This window comes from Rothia nasimurium (genome assembly GCF_928381705.1).
Lineage (GTDB): Bacteria > Actinomycetota > Actinomycetes > Actinomycetales > Micrococcaceae > Rothia > Rothia nasimurium_G.
On record NZ_CAKMSR010000010.1, the window covers coordinates 98,575 to 117,720 of the forward strand.

The following is a 19,146-nucleotide window of genomic DNA, read 5'->3' on the forward strand; positions in this document are numbered from 1 at the left end:
TCGCCCTGCTGTGCTTCCCCCACAAAGCTCATCGACTAGCCACCGACCTACCACAGAGCTTTTTGCACGGCACCCCGGGCGCATCACTCGCATGTTGGAAGGAAAGAACAGAGTGGGAAATCTGCTGAGTGTCAAGAACCTCACCAAGAACCACGAGCACCTTCGTGCCCTCAAGGGCGTGAATCTAGAGGTAGCTGCCGGTGAGATCGTAGGTCTTCTCGGCGAAAACGGTGCAGGAAAGTCAACCTTCCTGTCGATTCTGGGCGGCTGGGACCGCCCCGGTGGTGGCACCATCACCCTGGGCGGCGAAAAGTACGCCCCCCACACCCCCGAAGAAGCTCTTGAAGCCGGTGTCGGTTCAATCCGCCAGAAGTTCAAGGTCGATCCCGAACTCACCGTTGCCCAGGCTATCTTCCGCTCTACCGAGCACGCCGGTGACGACGAAGAAGCCCTGGTCGCCCGCGCCCAGGAACTGATTTCAGAGATTGGCCTGGCGGTAGACCCCCGCGCCAAGATGGGCGATTTGGTACGCGCTGAGCAGGCCCTGGTTGAGGTCGTGCGCATGGAGGCCGAGAACACCCGCCTGGTGCTCATGGACGAAGTCGCCGCAACCTTCAACGACTACGAGATTTACCAGCTGCACGAGGTGACCCGTAAGCTGGCTGCCGAAGGCCGCGCGGTCATTTACATCACCCACCGCATCGACGAAATCCGCTCCCTGGCTAACCGCGCCGTCATCCTGTCTGAGGGCACCATCAACACCGAAATTAACCCCGGTACGATGACGGCAGAAGAAATCGCCTTTAAGATGTTCAACCGCGAAATCGAGATGGGCGGACGCCCCGACGAGTTCGCTGGTGAGGACGCCAAACTGGTGATTGAGAACCTGACCAGCGCCAAGGGCTCTCTCAACAACGTCACCTTCTCGGTAGACCGCGGTGAAATCTTCGGCCTGACTGGCCTGCGCCGCTCAGGCATCAACGAGGTCGCCGCCGCCCTGGTCGGTGTGGACGAGACCGCCAAGTTCGGCACCCTCAAGATTAACGGCGAGGACGCCACCATCAGCTCCCCCGAGGACTCGGTTGCCCACGGCATCGGCTACCTGTCAGATAATGACGACGAGCTGGGCCTGGCCAACGAACGCTCCATCGCTAAGACCCTGATGGAAAACGCCGGCCTTAAGGAAAGCCCCGAAGGCTTCCTACACGAGGTTTCCGCCCTGCGCGAGGTAGCTGAGCAGATCCAGAAGCTGCGCATCAAGACCACCAACATTCAGGGCGAAGTTGGCAAGCTCTCGGGCGGTGACCAGCAGAAGGTCGCCCTGGCCCGCTGGATGACCACCGACTGCGAGATTCTGATTCTCAACCACCCCACCCGCGGCATCGACGTAAGCGCCAAGAGCGAGATTTACAAGATGCTGACCGAGCTGACCGAGAAGGGTACCTCTATCATCCTGATCGGTTCAGATATGTCGGAGCTCATTGGCCTCTGCAACCGCATCGCCGTGATGCGCTCCGGCGAACTGGTCTCAATCCAGCAGAACAAGGCAGCGACCGAAGACACCCTCATGGGCGAGGCCCTGGGCGAAGACCTCGTCTAGCCGCCCACCGGCGTCCTAACGCTACAAAGAACCCCGGCAGGTTACCTGCCGGGGTTCTTGAGCTATAAGGCTTGAGAGACTGCCTCTACCTGTAACTTACAGGGAGATGCGGCCTGAGATGGCGTTCAGCTTGTGACGAGCCAGAGCCAGGTTAGCGGTGTTGCGGTCCAGCACCAGGTAAACGAAGAGGCCTGAGGTCTCTGAAGCGTTCAGAACGTTGATCAGGTGGTACTGGGAAGACAGGGTGATCATGATGTCTTCGATGTTACCGTTGAGGCCCAGGTCGTTCATGGTCTTGAGCTTGGCGCGTACTACGTTGGAGTTGCCAGCTGCTGCAACGGTCAGGTCGAAGCCGGGTGAACCGCCGGAGGCCAGAGCCATGCCGGAGGAGATGTCAACGAGAGCTGCGCCGGTTGCGCCTTCGATGGACAGGAGTTCCTGGATGGAGGTATCGAGCTGTGACAAGATAATTCCTTATGTCTAGTTCTGCACCGGCACGCTACGGGGGAGTGGCCGGTGAAGAGACGGTGGGTGCGGTCAGCGTGACCCTTGTCTTCAGCTAGTGTGTGATGACTGGGTGTGTGCGCCCGCGAGTGTTTACAGTATCAATACTACTCTTACAGGTGCCCTAACTGCTACAAGTGAGCGGGCAGGTGTGCCGTGTGAAACTTCTTGCAGATAAGGGCACTGTGCTTGTCAGTGGTGCAAGGGCGGGGGAAAATTAAGACCTTCAGGCAGGCAAAGGTTGAACCGTGAACCTTTTTGGCTGTACCGTGAGAGAGAAAGCTTCACCCTCGCTCATACGATTCAAGGAGTTGGCCCGTGCGTCTTACCGCATTTTCTGACGTGTCACTGCGCGTCCTGATGCTGCTATCGGGTCTCGACGGTGAGCAGATATCTACCCAGAAGATCGCTGAGGGGGTGGGTACTCCTTACAACCATGTGGCGAAGTCAGTGGCCTTTTTGGCCAACATGGGCCTGGTGGAGTCCACCCGCGGACGCACCGGCGGGGTACGCCTGTCAGAGGCCGGCGCCCGTGCCACGGTAGGGCAGGTACTTCGTGCCTCCGAGGGCGATATTCCCATGGTGGAGTGCGAGGGCGGCGCGAACGAATGCCCCATGCGCCATTCCTGCTCTCTGAAAAAAATTCTGGCGAACGCCCGCGAAGAATTCTTCAAAATGCTCGACCCGGTGGTTATTTCTGAGCTGTCTAACGAGAAGCAGATGGGCCCGGTTTTCTTGGAACTGGGTCTTGGGCCCCTGGCTCAGACAAAAAAGCTGCCCCAGGCGTCCTTCCTCTGACAAGCCCCCATACGCCGTTCCCGCGCAAAAAGTGCGGGGGCGGTTCTTTTTTCTCCCAAAACTGGCATTCTGTATGCTAAATTGAGGGTGGTTTAACAACACTCTGTCACCAAGGAGGAGCCGTGCTCTCAGCAAAGTCCCGCCCCGTCATCGAGGCAACCCTGCCCGTCATCGCCGAGCGAATCAACGACATCACCCCCGACTTCTACCAGCGCATGTTCGCCGCCCGCCCCGACCTGCTCGACGGCATGTTCTCCCGCTCATCCCAGCTCGAAGGCACCCAGCCTAAGGCCCTAGCCGGCTCCATCGCGGTCTTTGCCTCCTACATTCTGGCCAACCCCGACAAGTACCCCGACGAGGTGCTCTCCCGCGTCGCCCACAAGCACGCCTCCCTGGGCCTGCGCGAAGAAGAATACCCCACCGTCTACAAGTACCTCTTCGAGGCTATCGCCGCTAACCTGGGCGACATCCTGACCCCCGAAATCGCAGAAGCCTGGACCGAGGTCTACTGGCTCATGGCCGACGCCCTCATCAAGCTGGAAAAGGGCCTCTACGCCTCCCAGGCCAACGACGTCATGTTCGCCCCCTTCCGCCTGGTAGAGCGCAAGGAAACCGGCGAGAACGTGCTCGACCTTACCTTCGAGCCCGCCAACGCCGTCGCCATGACCGACGCCGTTGCCGGCCAGTACGTTTCTATCGTCACCAAGGCTAAGGACGGCCTGCGCCAGGCCCGCCAGTTCACCCTGCTGCCCGCCGAGAAGAACCAGCGCCGCGTCGCTATCAAGCTGGATACCGCCGGTGAAATGACCCCCATCCTGCACGAGCTGCAGGTCGGCGCTATCGTTGAGGTCTCCAACCCCTACGGCGACGTCACCCTGGGCGGTTTTGGCGATGACGACTCCCAGCCCCTCTACCTCTTCTCAGCCGGTATTGGCGTGACCCCCATGATTGCCTTCCTGTCTGAGCTGGCAGCAACCGGCTCCAAGCGCGAGGTTGTCGTGGTGCACGCCGACCGCTCCTTCACCACCTGGCCCCTGCGCGATGAGATGACCGCCTACGTTGAGATGCTCGAAAACGGCCGCCTGGTCTCCTTCATCGAGGCCGACGGCGAGGGCAACTTCAAGGGCCGCGTCAATGTGGCTGAGCTGAACGTGCCCGCTAACGCTTCTGCCTACCTGTGCGGCCCTCTGGGCTTCATGCAGGGCGTCCGCTCCCAGCTGATCGAAGCTGGCCTGCCCGGCACCAACATCCAGTACGAGATCTTCGGCCCCGACCAGTGGATGCTGCACGATCAGGCCCGTGCCTCCTAAGCTGACCTAAGGGAAGATAGAAAAGGACGCCCGCCCCACCTTCCTTGCCGTATGGCAGGAAAGCGGGGCGGGCGTCCTTGTTTTTACCTTTTGTACCGCGTCCTGCTCACTTTAAGCCTGAAAAGTGGGCAGGAGCTGGTACAAAGTGGAGGTGCTTGGGCTTAGCCCTCACGCACAATCTTCAAGATGGTATCGCGCACACGCTCCATGGTGGCCTGGTCGGGGGCCTCAAGGTTCAGACGCAGAAAGGGCTCGGTATTGGAGGGGCGCAGGTTAGCCCACCAGCCCTCGGTCTTGTGCTCGAAGGTGGTGCCGTCCATGTCGGATACCTCAACGGTATCGCCGAAGTACTCGGCAACGCGGGCGATAGCACCGGCCTTGTCTTCCAGCTCAGAGTTGATTTCGCCGGAGGGGACGTAGGGGGAGTAGGCAGCGCCCAGCTCAGAAAGGGGCTGCTCGCCCTCACCCAGGGCAGCCAGTACGTGCATGGCAGCCAGCATGCCGGTATCGGCGTTGAAGAAGTCCTTGAAGTAGTAGTGAGCGGAGTGCTCGCCACCGAAAACGCCAGACTCTTCAGCCATAACAGCCTTGATGAAGGAGTGGCCCACGCGGGTCTTGATAGCGCGTCCGCCCAGCTTCTCAACCAGCTCAGGCACAGCCTTGGAGGTAATCAGGTTGTAGATGATCACGGGCTCGTCGTTGCCTTCGGCCTTGGCGCGGGCAATCTCGCGCTCAGCTACCAGGGCGGTAATAGCGGACGGAGTAACGGGCTCGCCCTTCTCATCGATGACGAAGCAGCGGTCGGCATCGCCGTCGAAAGCCAGGCCGATATCTGCACCGTGCTCAACAACAGCCTTCTGCAGGTCAACCAGGTTGGCAGGCTCCAGGGGGTTGGCGGGGTGGTTGGGGAAGGTGCCATCCAGCTCGAAGTAGAGGGGCACGATCTCCAGGGGCAGGCCGGGCAGGATTGCATCGCCCAGTACAGCGGGGGTGGTCATGCCGCCCATGCCGTTACCGGCGTCCACAACAACCTTGAGGGGGCGGATGCCCGAGAGATCAACCAGGTTACGCAGGTATTCTGAGTAGGCCTTTAGAACGTCCTTCTCAGTTACAGAACCCGGGGTATCAACGGCGGGAATTTCACCCTCGTTCAGGTACTTCTGGGCCAGGTCACGAATATCAAAGAGCCCGGACTCAGATGACAGGGGAACAGCGCCCGCCTTAGACATCTTCATGCCGTTGTACTCGGCAGGGTTGTGGGAGGCGGTGAAGGTGACACCGGCAGCGTTCTCAACGCCACAGGCGAAGTAGAGCTCGTCGGTAGAAATCAGGCCGATGTTGATGACGTTAGCGCCGCGGGCGGTGGCACCCTCAGCGAAAGCGGCCATAAACTCGGGGCCGGAGGGGCGCATGTCGGCGCCCACCAGAACGTCCTGGCCAGCTAGGCCGAGAACGTCTACGAAAGCTGCGCCGGTTGCGCGAACGGTCTCGGCGGTGATGGTTTCGCCCACGATGCCGCGAACATCGTAAGCCTTAAAAGATGCGGTTAAATCAATAGTATTCACGAAAGGTAAGTCTAATTGCCCTGTGACCTGTTTAGACAGTATCCAGACAGATTTCCTGTGTGATTTATGGCGATAAACACCAGGTTTCTGCGCCACAAACTGCGCACTGGGCAGGGGCGAACATGGTTTGATGGTGCCTATGGGTGAACTTTTTTCTTTAGATAATCCGATTCAGAACTACGCCTGGGGCTCCTACGAGACACTGGCCCGCATGCGCGGCGTCCCCGCCCCCACCGAGCAGCCGGAGGCTGAGCTGTGGGTGGGCGCGCACTCGTCCGCCCCCTCCGTAGCTCATGTGGACGGCGGTGCCTTCCCGCTCGATGCCCTGGTGGGCGAGCAGCCTGCTCGCTTCCTCAACCCGCAGCGCACCAGCGACACCTTCCCCTTCCTCTTCAAGATTCTTGCCATTGAATCCCCTCTGTCGATTCAGGTGCACCCCACCGACGAGCAGGCCCAGGCAGGGTTTGCGGACGAGAACGCCCGCGGCATCGCTCTTGACGACCCGGCCCGTAACTACAAGGACCGCTTCTCTAAGCCCGAAACCGTCATCGCACTTTCGCCCATGCGCATCCTGACCGGTGTGCGCGAGTTCGCAGAGCTGCGTGCTATCGCCGAGCACTTCTCCCTGCCCTGGCTGACCGGGGCCCTCGGGGCGGCCAAGACCGCCAAGGAGCTGCTCACCGTCATTATCCGCATGCCGCAGGACGCCGCCTCGGCAGCTGTCGAGCAGACCGTCGCGTCCGCGCGTGCCTGGGTAGCCAAGAACGGTGAAGTTCCCGGTAACGAATCAACTGCCGCCGGTGTTGCCGAGCTGGTAACCCTGATTGACAGTAAGTACCCCGGCGACCGCGGCCTGCTGGTCGCCCTGGTCATGAACCTGGTCTACCTTGCCCCCGGCGACTCTGCCTACACCCCCGACGGCCAGGTGCACGCCTACGTCTCGGGTACCGCTATTGAGCTGATGAACCCCTCAGATAATGTCATGCGCGCCGGTCTTACCCCCAAGCACATCGATGAGGAAGAACTCATCAAGATTCTGGGCGAGGGCCAGGGCGCACCTACCATCCAGCGTCCTACCCCCACCAGCGAGAAGGCCGCCGAGTATTCCATGTGGGACGAACGCCTCTCTGTCACCCACCTGGTCGTTGAAGAGGGCGAAACCATCACCCTTCCCCTGGCCGGTGTAGCCACCGCCCTGTGCGCGGGCGGCACCGTTGTGGTCAGCGACGAGGTCAAGACCTTCACCCTGACCGGCACCCAGTCGGTTATGTACGTGGGCGAACCCACCGAGGTGACCGTCACCGGCGCCGGCGAACTCTACATCGCAGCCCAGCGCTAAGATGGGCGGACGCCACCGCACGGCTTTCTTTGTTGCCTAGGCCACGTTCGCGGCGAGAACTGGGTAAAGTAGAAGGGACGAAAAACCTCGCCCCGCTCCACACCCTTGGGGAGCGGGGCTACAAGTCCCCACAAGGAAACCTCGTGAAAATTATTCTGACCGTCACCGGCCTTGACCACGAAGGCATTATTGCCGGTGTGACCACCAAGCTCGCCGAGCGCAAGGTTAACATCGAAAACGTCTCCCAGACCCTCATGCAGGGCTACTTCACCATGATTTTGCAGGGCAGCTTCGACGATTCTGCCCAGTCGATTACCGACCTGCAAGAGGCTATGAAGTCGGTTGAAGAAGAACAGCGCGTGCAGATTCGTATTCAGTCTGACGCCATCTTCCAGGCCATGCACACCCTCTAGGAGTTACCGACTATGTTTAGCGACCGTTCCGGTAACATCCTTGAGACCCTGCAGATGATCAATGAAGACAAGCTTGATATCCGCACGGTTACCATGGGCATTTCTCTGCTGGACTGTGCCGACTCTGACGGCGCTGTAGCCCGCCAGAAGATTTACGACAAGATTACCTCCCGTGCAGCCCGCCTGGTTGAGGTAGCTGAGGGTATTGAGGCTGAACTCGGCATTCCCATTATCAATAAGCGTATTTCGGTGACCCCGATTGCCCTGGTGGCGGGTGCCTCAAACGACGAGGACTACGTGGAGTTCGCCAAGACCCTGGACGCCGCTGCCAAGGCCGTGGGCGTTAACTTCATCGGTGGCTTCACCGCCCTGGTTGATAAGGGTGCTACCCCGGCCGATGAGAAGCTCATGCGCTCTATTCCGCGTGCCCTCAATGAAACCGACGTGGTTTGTGCTTCGGTGAATATCGGCTCCTCCCGCGCTGGCATCAATATGACCGCCGTGCGCACCATGGGTGAGGTCATTCGCGAGACCGCTGAGGGCTCTGCCGAGGCCCACGGCTTTGGTTGCTCCAAGCTGGTGGTCTTTGCCAACGCTGTTTCTGACAACCCCTTCATGGCAGGTGCCTTCCATGGCGTGCAGGAGGCCGATACCGTTATCTCGGTGGGCGTCTCTGGCCCCGGTGTGGTCAAGCGGGCCCTGGAGAAGGTGCGCGGGGCGTCCTTCGACGACTGCGCCGAAGCTATTAAGAAGGCGGCCTTCAAGATTACCCGCATGGGCCAGCTGGTGGGTACCCTGGCAGCTGAGCGCCTGGGCGTGGAGTTCGGCATCGTCGATCTTTCCCTGGCCCCCACCGCCGAGGTGGGCGACTCGGTCGCCCATGTGCTGGAAGAGATGGGCCTGGAATCGGTGGGTACTCACGGCACTGTTGCTGCCCTGGCCCTGCTCAATGACGCGGTGAAGAAGGGTGGGCTCATGGCCTGCTCGCATGTGGGTGGCCTATCAGGCTCCTTCATTCCGATTTCTGAGGATATCGGCATGATTGAGGCCGCTGCTGCCGGCAAGATTACCCTGGATAAGCTCGAAGCCATGACCGCGATTTGTTCCGTGGGCCTGGACATGGTGGCGATTCCCGGCGATACCTCGGCCGCGACGATTTCGGCCATGATTGCCGACGAAGCGGCGATTGGCGTCATGAACCACAAGACTACCGCTGTGCGCGTCATTCCGGCGATCGGCCTGGAAATTGGCGAGATGGTGGAGTTTGGTGGGCTGCTGGGCCGGGCTCCCGTCATGCCTGCCCACCCCGAGTCGGCCGAGGTCTTTGTGGCCCGTGGCGGTCGTATCCCCTCCCCGGTGCACGGCTTCCGCAACTAACCTCCGCAGTAGGTACCATCTAAATCGGAAAAACCCACCTGGTTGGTGGGTTTTTCTGACTTAAGTGGTACCTACCCCTGATGAGGGGCGCGGACGCGGGGTGAGCGGCACCGTCACGTAGGGCAGGAACCAGCCGATGAGGGGCCCCACAGAAAAAGTGATGATTAGGGCGCCCAGGCCAGCCTTGATGAGCAGTGCGCAGGAGGCCCCGAAACCTACCAGGCCGACCACGAGTAGGGGCAGGCGCAGGGCAAGTTTTCCTGCGCGCAGCTGCTGCAGGGGCCCCAGGTGGGCGAGCGGACGGGGAGCGGACTGGGCCATGTGGGTGCTTTCTGGCAGGAGAAGGGCCGGGGGGGCTAGGCGATGAAGCTGGTCATCATGGCTTCGAAGGCCAGGCGGGCGCCGGCGTTGGTGCGGATGCGGCGGCGGGTGGTAGCTACCGTATCGAGGTGGGCTAGGGTGCGCTCGGGGCTGGTGCGCTCGGCGTAGGCGTAGATGTCATCGGCTAGGTGGGCATTGATGATGTCTGCCCCGGTGGAGAGCTGCACGGTGAGCACATCGCGGAAGACGGTTTGAATATCGGCCAAGAACCGGTCGAGGGTATCGGTTTGAATGCGCTTGGCGCGGCGTTTTTGATCTTCTTCGAGCTGGCGCACCTGGGCCCGGTGGGTGGGGGAGAGCTTCTCGCCGTCATCATAGCCCAGGGCTGTGAGCAGGGCGGAACGCTCGGTCTCGTTGCGGGCTTCGGCGTCCGCTTCGGCTTCTGCCTCGGCGATGGTGATGAGGTCGTCGGCGGCCTCCATGGCAGCGGCAATGGAGCGCAGAGTGATGGGCATCTGCACCACGGTGCTGCGGCGTTTGCGGGCTTCGGGGTCGGTGGCTAGCTTGTGGGCTACTTCCAGATTGCCCTGGGCCAGGCGGGCTACGAAGTCTGCCTGGTGGGGCTCAAGCGGGGTGCCGCTTGCCTGCGCGTCGGCAAGAAGCCGGGCGGCGACGTCCGCCACCGATGGCAGGCGCAGCTTGACCGGGCGACAGCGGGAGCGGATGGTCACCAGGACGTCCGCGGGCGAGGGGGCGGTGAGCAGCCAGATGGTGTAGGGCGGGGGCTCCTCAATAGCCTTGAGTAGCACGTTGGAGGTGCGCTCGGGCATGCGGTCGGCGTCCTCAATGAGCATGACGCGCCAGCGCCCTACCGCGGGGCGGTCCTGGGCTTTGACCACGAAGTCGCGGGCTTCTTCGATGGTGATGGTTGTTTTTTCGGTGGTGAAGTGCAGGAAGTCGGCGTGGGAGCCACTGAGCACCGTCTGGCAGGAGCGGCAGTGCCCGCAGCCCCGGGCAGCCGGGTCTGGCTGGTCGCAGAGCAGGGCAGCGGCGAAGGCTAGGGCCGCGGTGGAGCGGCCTGCCCCGGGAGGGCCGGTGAAGAGCCAGGCGTGGGTTGGTTTCTCTTCGGCGGCGGCGCGGGTGAGCTGGGCGCGTACGTCGAGCTGGCCGGTGAGGGTGTCAAAGACGCTCATGCGATACTCCCCAGGGCTGTTGCCAGCACGTCGGCGTGGACGTCCTCGATCGGGCGGGCGCCGTCAATGCGGGTGTACCGCTCGGGGCTGGCGTCGGCTAGCTGCTGGAAGGTGGCGTGTAGGGTGCGGTGGAAGGCGTCATCTGCCGATTCCATGCGGTCGGCGGCGCCTCGGGCACCTGCGCGGGAGCGTCCTTCGGCCAGGGGCACATCGAGCAGAATAGTGGTGTCGGGCAGCAGATTAGAGGTAGCCCAGCGGCTGAGATCGACCACGGTGTCGATGCCCAGGCCCCGGCCGGCCCCCTGGTAGGCGGCTGAAGAATCGATGTAGCGGTCGCAGAGCACCACCTGCCCGGCTTCAAGGGCGGGGCGGATTTTCTGGTGGGCGTGGGCTGCGCGGGAGGCAGCAAAAATCAGGGCCTCGGTGTGAGGATCAATCTCACCGTTGCCGTGCTCAAGAACGAGGGCGCGGAGTTTCTCACCGATATCGGTTCCGCCGGGTTCGCGGGTGACCAGCACCGAGTAGCCGCGTTCGGTTAGGGCGTCGGCCAGGAGTTTAATCTGGGTGGTTTTGCCCGAGCCGTCCCCGCCTTCGAAGGCGATGAAGGTGCCGGGGTAGGGGCGGGCCGCGCTGCTCGCGTCCGCCGGGTGGGGGCGGACGCCCGGGTCGGCTTCTGGGGTGTAAGAAAGTGCGTGGGTCACGGGTATAAGCCTACCAAGGCGCTGCGCCTGCCGTCCGGTCTACCCGAGACTACTCTCTAGCCCGTCCCATATGTCACCCTGTGGCGTACCTCTGGCACTGGGCCTAGTGCTGCGCGTATCGTTGAATCTATGACTGAACAGAACCTCTCACCCGAAACCCGCCTGGTAGCCGGTGGCCGCCCCGCCCACGACGATCTGGCTCCCGTGAACCCGCCGATTGCCATGTCGTCCACCTTCCGCCAGACCGGCCCCTCAGACCTCAACACCTACGCCCGTTTCTCCAACCAGTCCTGGGACGGCATCGAAGAGGTCGTCGCTGACCTTGAAGGAGCAGAGCTTCCCGGTCTGGTCTTTGCCTCCGGCATGGCAGCTGTTGCGGCTGTGCAGGATCTGGTACCCGTAGGTTCTATCATTCTGCTGCCCGAGCACACCTACATGGCCTCAGTCTCTATGGCTAAGCGCCTTGAAGCTCGCGGTATCACCACCGTGGTGCGCCTGGACATCGAAAACACAGAGTCCGTCATTGCCGAACTCGAAAAGGCCGCCGCTACTGCCGGTACCACCCCCGAGAACATCAACTACGCTGCCCCTAAGGTACTGCTGTGGATGGAGTCCCCCACCAACCCCATGATGGAGGTCGCCGATCTGCCCGCTATCCTCGCGGCAACTCAGCGCCTGGGCATTGTTTCTGCCGTTGACAACACCTTCGCCACCCCGCTGGGGCAGAACCCGCTGGCCCTGGGTGCCGATGTGGTTGTCCACTCTGCCACCAAGTCCATCGCCGGTCACTCCGATGTACTGCTGGGTATCACCGTCACCTCTAACCCGACCCTGCGCGAAGCCATGCAGGCCCACCGTACTACCAACGGCGCTATCGCCGGCCCCTTCGAGGCATGGTTGGGTCTGCGTGGCGTCCGTACCCTGGGTGTGCGCGTTGAACGCGCTGCCGCTAACGCCCTCGAACTGGCCCAGCGCCTGCAGGCCCACCCCGCCGTTAAGGCCGTGCGCTACCCCGGTCTGCCCACCGACCCCGGCTTTGAGCGGGCGTCCGCACAGATGCGCACCTTCGGCTCAATCCTTTCCATCACCCTGGACGCCACTGCCGAAGAAACTGACCGCGTAGTGCAGGCCCTGAACATCTGGACGCCCGCTACCAGTCTCGGTGGCGTAGAATCACTGATTGAACGCCGCCGCCGCCACGGTTCGGAGCCCCACTCAATCCCCGAGTCGCTACTGCGCCTGTCGGTAGGTATCGAGAACGTCGATGACCTCTACAACGACCTGGCCGCGGCCCTCGACAACCTCAAGTAACGAACGGACGCCATGACCCCCATCGCCCTGATTATGCTGGTCACCTACTATGTGGGCCTGGCCCTGGCCCTGGTAGTTGCCGCCCTGTCGATCTTCGCCCTGGTTGAGGCCGCCCGCGCCTCAAGCTACGCCTACCAGAGCGCCTTCAAGCGCACTAAGGGCTTCTGGGTAGGAGCCACCGCTGCTGCGGCCGTCTTCTCCGTGCTCATGGTGTGGCAGTCACTGACTATCGGCGGCGGCTCTATTTTCTTGCAGCTCATTGCCGCCACCGCCGTGGGTGTCTTCCTCGCGGACGTCCGCCCCGCCGTCGCGGTACGCCGCCGCTAGCCGCAGCTTGCGTTAAGGTCTGAAAAACCCACACATATTCACGAAGAAACCCCCGTAAAAGACCGGGTTTTCCGTGAATATGTGTGGGTTTATCTTTGCTTTGGAGGGCGTGAGTGGGATAATGGGGGTATGACTTACAAATTGGTACTGCTCCGTCACGGGCAATCAGAATGGAACGAAAAGAACCTCTTCACCGGCTGGGTAGACGTTGCCCTGACCGAGAAGGGTCGCGCCGAAGCTACCCGCGGTGGCGAACTGCTCAAGGAACGCGGCATCCTCCCCGATGTCGTCCACACCTCCCTGCAGCGCCGCGCCATCAACACCGCTAACCTGGCTCTCGATGCCGCCGACCGCCACTGGATCCCCGTCAAGCGCAACTGGCGCCTGAACGAGCGCCACTACGGTGCCCTCCAGGGTAAGGACAAGACTCAGACCCTCGAAACCTACGGCGAAGAGCAGTTCATGACCTGGCGTCGCTCCTACGACATCGCTCCTCCCGTTCTTGACGACAACGACGAGTTCTCACAGGCTAACGACCCCCGCTACGCAGACATCGAGAACGCTCCCCGCACCGAGTGCCTCAAGGACGTCCTCGAGCGCATGCTGCCCTACTGGGAATCAGACATCAAGGAAGACCTGAAGGCTGGCAAGACCGTTCTGGTTGCTGCCCACGGTAACTCCCTGCGCGCCCTGGTCAAGAACCTTGAAGGTATCTCAGATGAGGACATCGCCGGTCTGAACATCCCCACCGGTATCCCCCTCTACTACGAGCTCGACGAGAACTTCAAGCCTGTTGGCCCCGGTGAGTACCTCGACCCCGAGGCTGCTAAGGACGCCATCAAGGCTGTTGCTAACCAGGGTAAGAAGTAAATCCCCGGTAGGTACCACTTAAATCAGAAAAACCCACCAACTAGGTGGGTTTTTCTGATTTAAGTGGTACCTTCTGACGGAGATGGTACCTACCAGCCTAGATGCTGGGGACGGCGTTCCAGTCGCCGGTGACCAGGTAGGTGACCTTGCGGGCTACCGACACACCGTGGTCGCCAAAGCGCTCCAGGTAACGGGAGGCCAGGGTGACGTCAACGGTGACCTGGGCGTTCTGGCCCCAGTCGGGGGCTGCCATACGGTTGAAGACCTCAACGTGGAGTTCGTTGATGCGCATCTTGTTCTTGATGATGTCCTGGGTATGGGAGAGCTCGCGGGTCTCGAGCAGGCTGATGACGCTGGCGATAATCTTCTGGTCAAGCTCAATGATTTCGCGGAAGACCGGCACGATGGACTCGGGCAGGACGTGCTCGGGGTAGCGCATGCGGGCAACCTGGGCGACGTGGCGGGCAAGGTCGCCCATGCGTTCCAGGGAGGAGCTCATGCGCAGGGCGCCAACAATCATGCGTAGGTCGGAGGCTACCGGGCCCTGCAGGGCCAGAATGTCGATAGCGCGCTCATCGAGTTCGTTTTGCATGAAGTCGATGCGGGCATCGTTGGTGATAACCTCTTCGGCTTCTTGAATATCGGCCTGCAAGAAGGCGTCCGAAGCGCGGCCGAGAGCCTCCTGGACCAGGGTAGCGATATGAATCAGCTCTTCGCCGACGTGCTGTAGTTCGGCTTGGAAGACTTTGCGCACGTGCGCGTCCTTTCCATCTGGGGAAGTGTGGGGTGCCGGGCAGACTCCTGCCCATGGCTACCCCTTTAGAGTGCCAAGGTCACATGAACACAAGCACATGGTTGGGTAAACGTTAGTTGAACCCCGGGATATTTGGGGGTCTGCGGGGCACGGGGTAGGGCCGGTAGGCTCTAAGCTGGTAGATGTGAACCCTACTGTGATTGCTTTGTCTGCCGCTGTGCTGGGGCTCCTCATCGGCGTGGTGAGCATGCTCGCCGTACAACGGAGTGAGCGTCAGCGCGCTCGCTGGGCCGACGTTGAAGAGCCGACCATTAGCGACGGCGCCGCCGAGGTGCTGGCGGTCATTGGTCGCGCCTACATGGTGGTGGACGCCGTGGACGGGGTGGTGCAGGCTTCTCCGGGCGCCTACGCCTTAGGGCTGGTGCGCGGGCATACAGTGGTCTCTGACGAGCTGCTAGAGATGATCGACGCGGTGCGCTCCAAGGGCATTATCGTCGAAAAAGAAATTATCTTAACCCGTGGCTTTTACGACCAGAGCCGCCTGGTAATTGACCTGCGCGTGGCCCCGGTGGGCGACGAGTACATCTTGGTGCTGGCTGACGACCGTACCGAGATCGCCCGCGCGCAGACCGTCCGTACCGACTTCGTCGCCAACGTATCGCACGAGCTCAAGACGCCGGTGGGCGCGGTGGGGCTCATGGCCGAGGCCATCGAGTCGTCGGCTGACGACCCCGAGTCGGTACTCTATTTCTCGGGCAAGCTAAAAAAGGAATCTCAGCGGCTGGCAGCCCTGGTGCAGGACGTCATCGAGCTCTCCCGCCTGCAGTCAGCCGATATGGTACTGAGCTCCACCCTGGTCGATGTTGAGCAGGTGGTCACTGAATCAGTCGACCGTAACCGCCTCACAGCCGAGGGCAAAAACATTGAACTCCTGGTGGGCGGAAAGGCCCCCCGCCCGGTCCACGGCGACCCCGAGCTGCTGGGCACCGCCCTGCGCAACCTAATTGAGAACGCCATTCGTTACTCGCCCGAGAACACCAAGGTGGGCATCGGTATGGCTGTGAAGGGTGACACTGTTAGAATTTCTGTGAAAGACCAGGGCCCGGGCATTCCCGAGGACGAACAGGACCGCATCTTCGAGCGGTTCTACCGGGTTGACCCGGCGCGTTCCCGCCAAACCGGGGGCACCGGCCTGGGCTTGAGCATCGTGAAGCACATTGTGGGCCAGCACGGCGGCGAAGTGACCCTCTGGTCCCAGCCCGGCTCCGGCTCGACCTTCACGATTGCCCTGCCCACTGTCGATGAAGAAACCGAACAAGACCTGCTGGGGGAGCACCCGCCGACGGGATCCCTTACCCAGATAACAGACCACAACACCAACGCTGCTCCGCGCCCCGCGGGGTCGGCTCAAACTGCGAAGGAAGCAAAGTAAGTGACCCGTATTTTAGTGGTTGAGGACGAAGAGTCGCTGAGCGAGCCCCTGGCCTTTTTGCTGGGTCGTGAGGGCTTTGAGGTGCAGGTGGTCGATAACGGCCTGGACGCCGTGGTTGAGTTCGAGCGAAACGGTGCAGACCTGGTGCTCCTCGACATCATGCTCCCCGGCCAGTCCGGCACCGAGGTCTGTAAGCAGATTCGCGCCACCAGCGCGGTTCCCATCATCATGCTGACCGCTAAAGACGCAGAAATCGATAAGGTGCTCGGCCTTGAACTGGGTGCTGACGACTACGTCACCAAGCCCTATTCCTCCCGCGAGCTCATCGCCCGCATCCGCGCCGTCCTGCGCCGCCAGGGCGAACCCGAAGAGCACGACGCCGGGGCGATTGAGGGCGGCCCGGTGCGCATGGACGTTGAGCGCCACGTGGTGACCGTATCCGGCGAAACCGTAGCTATGCCCCTCAAGGAGTTTGAGCTACTTGAGATGCTGCTGCGGAATGCAGGACGCGTGATGACGCGCTCGCAGCTGATCGACCGGGTCTGGGGTGCTGACTACGTGGGCGATACCAAGACCCTTGATGTGCACATTAAGCGCCTGCGCTCCAAGGTTGAGCCCGACCCCTCGTCCCCGCGCTACGTGGTCACCGTGCGCGGCCTGGGCTACAAGTTTGAACCCTAAACGGCACCCTAGGCTGGACAAAGCAGTGGGGCGGGCCCCTTCAGTTACCTGAAGGGCCCGCCCCACATCTTTAAAGCGAAAGGGTTTTAACCGTTGCTGCTAGCGGTTTCGGTAGCGCTGGGAGTAGCCGCTGCGGTGGGCAGGTAGGGGGCGTACTCTTCCAGGGCGCCGTCAAGAACCGGAACGTTGAAGGTAGTGGTGCTGGAGGTGACGTTGGAGGAGACTTCGACGTCCTTCAGCAGCAGACCGGGGTTAGCGCCGGCCTCAGCCAGAAGAAGTTCGTTCTCGTCGTTTTCCAGGCGGACTTCCTGGCCAGCGGGAACCTCAACGGTGAGAGTTTCGGTGGGGAAGGCCAGGGTAACGGTGGCGTCTTCCTCGGTCTGGTTCAGAATGGTGCCCAGCACGCGGCCCTGTGAGGCCTCATCGGCTGCGATGACCATGATGTTGCGGAGCTGGATATCCTGCTGGTTGTTCTCGCCTAGCAGGTTAGCCATCTGGCCGTCGGAGGCGGAGTAGACGATGGTGGTAGCGGGCTGGTTGGTGTAGGTGCAACCGGTGGTGGCCAGCAGGGCACCAGCGATGGCGACGAGGGCGCTGGCGCGCTTGACGGTCAAAGAAGCGGTGTTCTTCACAGCTCTAGCTCCTTGTGTAGGGTCGTAGTCTGCCGAGGGGCAGAGAAAGTGTGTGTGCTCCGCGCCGAGGTACGGAATTTTTGGTCTGTTCAGGTCACATTCTATCTGGTTTAACGACAATACGTCTGTATCAACGAGGCAAAAGGGCGTAAATGAAGCGCACAGGTTCGCTGAGAGCACCGGGCCTATTTTGAGACTTTAAGGGTGCTGTCTTTCGTTGCATGGTAGAATAGGTAGGCTGAAAGGGGTTTATCCATATGGTTTTTGAGGTTGGCGAAACAGTCGTTTACCCTCACCACGGTGCCGCAACGATTGAAGAAATCAAGATGCGCAAGATCCGTGGCGAAGAGAAGATGTACCTGAAACTCAAGGTCGCTAACGGTGACCTGGTCATTGAGGTGCCCGCTGAGAACGTCGATATGGTGGGCGTGCGCGATGTCGTTGACGAGCGCGGTCTGCAGGAAGTCATCGACGTACTCCAGGCTACCGATACCGAAGAAGCAGCAAACTGGTCCCGCCGCTACAAGGCTAACGTTGAGAAGCTGGCATCTGGTGATGTGCTGAAGGTTGCCGAGGTCGTGCGTGACCTGTGGCGCCGTGAGAACGACCGCGGCTTGTCGGCAGGCGAGAAGCGTATGCTGGCTAAGGCCCGTCAGATTCTGTCGTCTGAGGTTGCCCTGGCTAAGGACATCGACGAAGAAGCTGCCGAGGTTGAACTCGATAAGATTCTCGAGGGCGTCTAAACTTTCGGGTATGCTCACTAGCTGTGAGCACTCTAGATTTTTCTGATACAGCGGGCACCGTAACCACATCTGGTGGTTCGGTGCTCGCTGTCGTTATTGTGGCGGCCGGTTCTGGGTCGCGTCTGGGCGCAGGTATGCCGAAGGCGGCAGTACAGGTTGCCGGGCGCACCCTGCTGGAATGGGCCTTGGCCGGTGCCCGGGAGTCGGGCGTGGCGGCACGGCTGGTGGTGACGGTACCCCCGCAGGACGTTGCGCTGCGGCAGGTCTGTGCCCGGTACGGTGCCCTGGCGGTGCCCGGCGGCGCAACGCGCGCCGAATCGGTGACGGCTGCCCTGGCCGCGATTGCGGACGCCGCCCCCCTGCCGGGTGCCCCCGAGCAGCTGCCCACCGGCGTCCTGGTGCACGATGCCGCCCGCTGTTTCACCCCTGCCAGCGTCTACCACCGGGTGGCTGCCGCCCTTGAGGCGGGGGAGAAGGCTGTAATTCCGGTGCTGCCCGTGGTCGACACCATCAAAACAGTGGATGATCATGGGTACGTGAGCGGTACCCCGGCCCGGGCACAGCTGCGGGCTGTGCAGACCCCCCAGGGCTTTGACCTGGCTACCCTTGTGCAGGCCCACCGCGATGTTGCCTCTCTGGCCCCCGAGTTTGCCGAAAGCATCACCGATGATGCCATGCTGGCTGAAACCCTGGGGCTACCGGTTGCGACCGTCGAGGGGGCTGCCGAAGCCTTCAAGATTACGACCCCCCTTGACCTGACCCTAGCTATAGCCCTCTACGACGAAAAGAGAGAATCATGATTCCCCGTATTGGCACCGGTACTGATGTGCATGCTTTTGGTGAAGAAGGCACCGAACTGTGGGTGGCAGGTTTGCACTGGCCGGGCCAGCGCGGGCTCTCAGGCCACTCGGACGGCGACGTGGTGGCTCACGCGGCTGCTGACGCCCTTTTTTCGGCCAGCGGTACGGGCGATTTGGGTTCGAACTTTGGTGTGGACCGGCCCGATATGGCTGGGGCCTCCGGCGTGCGGATTCTTTCTGAGGCGGCTGCGATTGTGCGGGCTGCCGGGTTCGAGATTGGCAACATCGCGGTGCAGCTGATTGGCAATAAACCCAAGTTTTCTCCGCGCCGGGACGAGGCTAACCGCGTCCTGTCTGAGGCTGCCGGTGCCCCGGTGACGGTCACCGCCACGACCACCGACGGGCTGGGCCTAACCGGCCGGGGTGAGGGTGTGGCGGCTACCGCCGTAGCCCTGGTTTATCCGCGGAGCTAGCT

General features: G+C 61.6%; 21 protein-coding genes. 14 read left to right on the plus strand and 7 right to left on the minus strand.

The features are described 5' to 3' along the window. Positions 1-112 precede the first annotated feature (112 nt). Positions 113-1,600 (plus strand): sugar ABC transporter ATP-binding protein, encoded by a 1,488-nt coding sequence (locus tag L6762_RS09270; RefSeq protein WP_237186972.1) that lies wholly within the window; start codon positions 113-115, stop codon positions 1,598-1,600. A gap of 96 nt (positions 1,601-1,696) precedes the next feature. Here L6762_RS09270 and L6762_RS09275 read toward each other — a convergent pair whose 3' ends face one another. Then, positions 1,697-2,065 (minus strand): hypothetical protein, encoded by a 369-nt coding sequence (locus tag L6762_RS09275; protein WP_135013333.1) that lies wholly within the window; start codon positions 2,063-2,065, stop codon positions 1,697-1,699. 357 nt (positions 2,066-2,422) lie between these two features. Between L6762_RS09275 and L6762_RS09280 the strand changes: the two genes are divergently transcribed. Then, positions 2,423-2,902 carry an RrF2 family transcriptional regulator gene (locus L6762_RS09280; RefSeq protein WP_237186973.1) on the plus strand — a complete coding sequence of 160 codons (480 nt, stop codon included), beginning with the start codon at positions 2,423-2,425 and terminating at the stop codon, positions 2,900-2,902. A gap of 122 nt (positions 2,903-3,024) precedes the next feature. After that, positions 3,025-4,212: a globin domain-containing protein gene (locus tag L6762_RS09285; RefSeq protein ID WP_237186974.1), complete on the plus strand. Its 1,188-nt coding sequence runs from the start codon at positions 3,025-3,027 to the stop codon at positions 4,210-4,212. Between the two features lie 161 nt (positions 4,213-4,373). Here L6762_RS09285 and L6762_RS09290 read toward each other — a convergent pair whose 3' ends face one another. After that, positions 4,374-5,777: a phosphomannomutase/phosphoglucomutase gene (locus L6762_RS09290; protein WP_237186975.1), complete on the minus strand. Its 1,404-nt coding sequence runs from the start codon at positions 5,775-5,777 to the stop codon at positions 4,374-4,376. Between the two features lie 139 nt (positions 5,778-5,916). Here L6762_RS09290 and manA point away from each other — a divergent pair, with 139 nt between their 5' ends. From manA to L6762_RS09305, 3 genes are all read left to right on the plus strand, one after another. Continuing rightward, a complete protein-coding gene (gene manA, locus L6762_RS09295) occupies positions 5,917-7,116 on the plus strand; it encodes a mannose-6-phosphate isomerase, class I (RefSeq protein WP_237186976.1) in 1,200 nt (399 codons plus the stop codon). A gap of 143 nt (positions 7,117-7,259) precedes the next feature. Further along, positions 7,260-7,529: an ACT domain-containing protein gene (locus L6762_RS09300; RefSeq protein ID WP_237186977.1), complete on the plus strand. Its 270-nt coding sequence runs from the start codon at positions 7,260-7,262 to the stop codon at positions 7,527-7,529. Positions 7,530-7,541: 12 nt separating this feature from the next. Continuing rightward, positions 7,542-8,906 carry a PFL family protein gene (locus L6762_RS09305; protein ID WP_237186978.1) on the plus strand — a complete coding sequence of 455 codons (1,365 nt, stop codon included), beginning with the start codon at positions 7,542-7,544 and terminating at the stop codon, positions 8,904-8,906. Positions 8,907-8,966: 60 nt separating this feature from the next. Here L6762_RS09305 and L6762_RS09310 read toward each other — a convergent pair whose 3' ends face one another. Genes L6762_RS09310 through tmk form a run of 3 tightly spaced genes read right to left on the minus strand, consistent with a single transcriptional unit; the run spans position 8,967 to position 11,121 of the window. After that, positions 8,967-9,227 carry a hypothetical protein gene (locus L6762_RS09310; RefSeq protein ID WP_237186979.1) on the minus strand — a complete coding sequence of 87 codons (261 nt, stop codon included), beginning with the start codon at positions 9,225-9,227 and terminating at the stop codon, positions 8,967-8,969. A gap of 35 nt (positions 9,228-9,262) precedes the next feature. Further along, on the minus strand, positions 9,263-10,420 hold the full coding sequence (locus tag L6762_RS09315; RefSeq protein WP_237186980.1) for a DNA polymerase III subunit delta': 1,158 nt from the start codon (positions 10,418-10,420) through the stop codon (positions 9,263-9,265). Then, a complete protein-coding gene (tmk, locus tag L6762_RS09320; RefSeq protein WP_423817107.1) occupies positions 10,417-11,121 on the minus strand; it encodes a dTMP kinase in 705 nt (234 codons plus the stop codon). Before tmk ends, L6762_RS09315 begins: the two co-directional genes overlap by 4 nt. 129 nt (positions 11,122-11,250) lie before the next feature. Here tmk and L6762_RS09325 point away from each other — a divergent pair, with 129 nt between their 5' ends. The 3 genes from L6762_RS09325 (at position 11,251) to L6762_RS09335 (ending at position 13,629) form a co-directional block, all read left to right on the plus strand. Further along, positions 11,251-12,432: a trans-sulfuration enzyme family protein gene (locus tag L6762_RS09325; protein WP_237186981.1), complete on the plus strand. Its 1,182-nt coding sequence runs from the start codon at positions 11,251-11,253 to the stop codon at positions 12,430-12,432. Positions 12,433-12,444: 12 nt separating this feature from the next. Beyond that, positions 12,445-12,759, plus strand: coding sequence for a DUF2516 family protein (locus tag L6762_RS09330; RefSeq protein WP_237186982.1), 315 nt, complete (start codon positions 12,445-12,447; stop codon positions 12,757-12,759). Positions 12,760-12,888: 129 nt separating this feature from the next. Further along, entirely contained in the window at positions 12,889-13,629 is a 741-nt protein-coding gene (locus tag L6762_RS09335; RefSeq protein WP_237186983.1) for a phosphoglyceromutase, read from the plus strand. Between the two features lie 97 nt (positions 13,630-13,726). Here the strand turns inward: L6762_RS09335 and phoU are convergent, their stop codons facing one another. Next, positions 13,727-14,383, minus strand: coding sequence for a phosphate signaling complex protein PhoU (phoU, locus tag L6762_RS09340; RefSeq protein ID WP_237186984.1), 657 nt, complete (start codon positions 14,381-14,383; stop codon positions 13,727-13,729). Between the two features lie 184 nt (positions 14,384-14,567). Between phoU and L6762_RS09345 the strand changes: the two genes are divergently transcribed. Then, positions 14,568-15,815 carry a sensor histidine kinase gene (locus L6762_RS09345; protein WP_237186985.1) on the plus strand — a complete coding sequence of 416 codons (1,248 nt, stop codon included), beginning with the start codon at positions 14,568-14,570 and terminating at the stop codon, positions 15,813-15,815. Beyond that, entirely contained in the window at positions 15,816-16,496 is a 681-nt protein-coding gene (locus L6762_RS09350; RefSeq protein ID WP_237186986.1) for a response regulator transcription factor, read from the plus strand. Positions 16,497-16,582: 86 nt separating this feature from the next. On the opposite strand, the gene L6762_RS09355 is transcribed toward L6762_RS09350, so the two are convergent. After that, positions 16,583-17,128 (minus strand): hypothetical protein, encoded by a 546-nt coding sequence (locus L6762_RS09355; RefSeq protein WP_237186987.1) that lies wholly within the window; start codon positions 17,126-17,128, stop codon positions 16,583-16,585. A 257-nt stretch (positions 17,129-17,385) separates the two neighbouring features. Between L6762_RS09355 and L6762_RS09360 the strand changes: the two genes are divergently transcribed. Genes L6762_RS09360 through ispF form a run of 3 tightly spaced genes read left to right on the plus strand, consistent with a single transcriptional unit; the run spans position 17,386 to position 19,144 of the window. Then, positions 17,386-17,871 (plus strand): CarD family transcriptional regulator, encoded by a 486-nt coding sequence (locus L6762_RS09360; protein ID WP_185173529.1) that lies wholly within the window; start codon positions 17,386-17,388, stop codon positions 17,869-17,871. A gap of 23 nt (positions 17,872-17,894) precedes the next feature. After that, entirely contained in the window at positions 17,895-18,671 is a 777-nt protein-coding gene (gene ispD, locus L6762_RS09365; protein WP_237186988.1) for a 2-C-methyl-D-erythritol 4-phosphate cytidylyltransferase, read from the plus strand. Continuing rightward, positions 18,668-19,144: a 2-C-methyl-D-erythritol 2,4-cyclodiphosphate synthase gene (gene ispF, locus L6762_RS09370; protein WP_185173527.1), complete on the plus strand. Its 477-nt coding sequence runs from the start codon at positions 18,668-18,670 to the stop codon at positions 19,142-19,144. The genes ispD and ispF overlap by 4 nt, the downstream gene beginning before the upstream one ends. Positions 19,145-19,146 lie beyond the last annotated feature (2 nt).

What these genes read in the sequence shown, in the direction of transcription:
- manA (WP_237186976.1), top strand. Translation starts at nt 5,917, where the DNA reads ATGGGTGAACTTTTTTCTTTAGATAATCCGATTCAGAACTACGCCTGG.
- L6762_RS09305 (WP_237186978.1), top strand. Translation starts at nt 7,542, where the DNA reads ATGTTTAGCGACCGTTCCGGTAACATCCTTGAGACCCTGCAGATGATC.
- L6762_RS09310 (WP_237186979.1), bottom strand. Translation starts at nt 9,227, where the DNA reads ATGGCCCAGTCCGCTCCCCGTCCGCTCGCCCACCTGGGGCCCCTGCAG.
- L6762_RS09315 (WP_237186980.1), bottom strand. Translation starts at nt 10,420, where the DNA reads ATGAGCGTCTTTGACACCCTCACCGGCCAGCTCGACGTACGCGCCCAG.
- L6762_RS09325 (WP_237186981.1), top strand. Translation starts at nt 11,251, where the DNA reads ATGACTGAACAGAACCTCTCACCCGAAACCCGCCTGGTAGCCGGTGGC.
- L6762_RS09330 (WP_237186982.1), top strand. Translation starts at nt 12,445, where the DNA reads ATGACCCCCATCGCCCTGATTATGCTGGTCACCTACTATGTGGGCCTG.
- L6762_RS09335 (WP_237186983.1), top strand. Translation starts at nt 12,889, where the DNA reads ATGACTTACAAATTGGTACTGCTCCGTCACGGGCAATCAGAATGGAAC.
- L6762_RS09360 (WP_185173529.1), top strand. Translation starts at nt 17,386, where the DNA reads ATGGTTTTTGAGGTTGGCGAAACAGTCGTTTACCCTCACCACGGTGCC.
- ispF (WP_185173527.1), top strand. Translation starts at nt 18,668, where the DNA reads ATGATTCCCCGTATTGGCACCGGTACTGATGTGCATGCTTTTGGTGAA.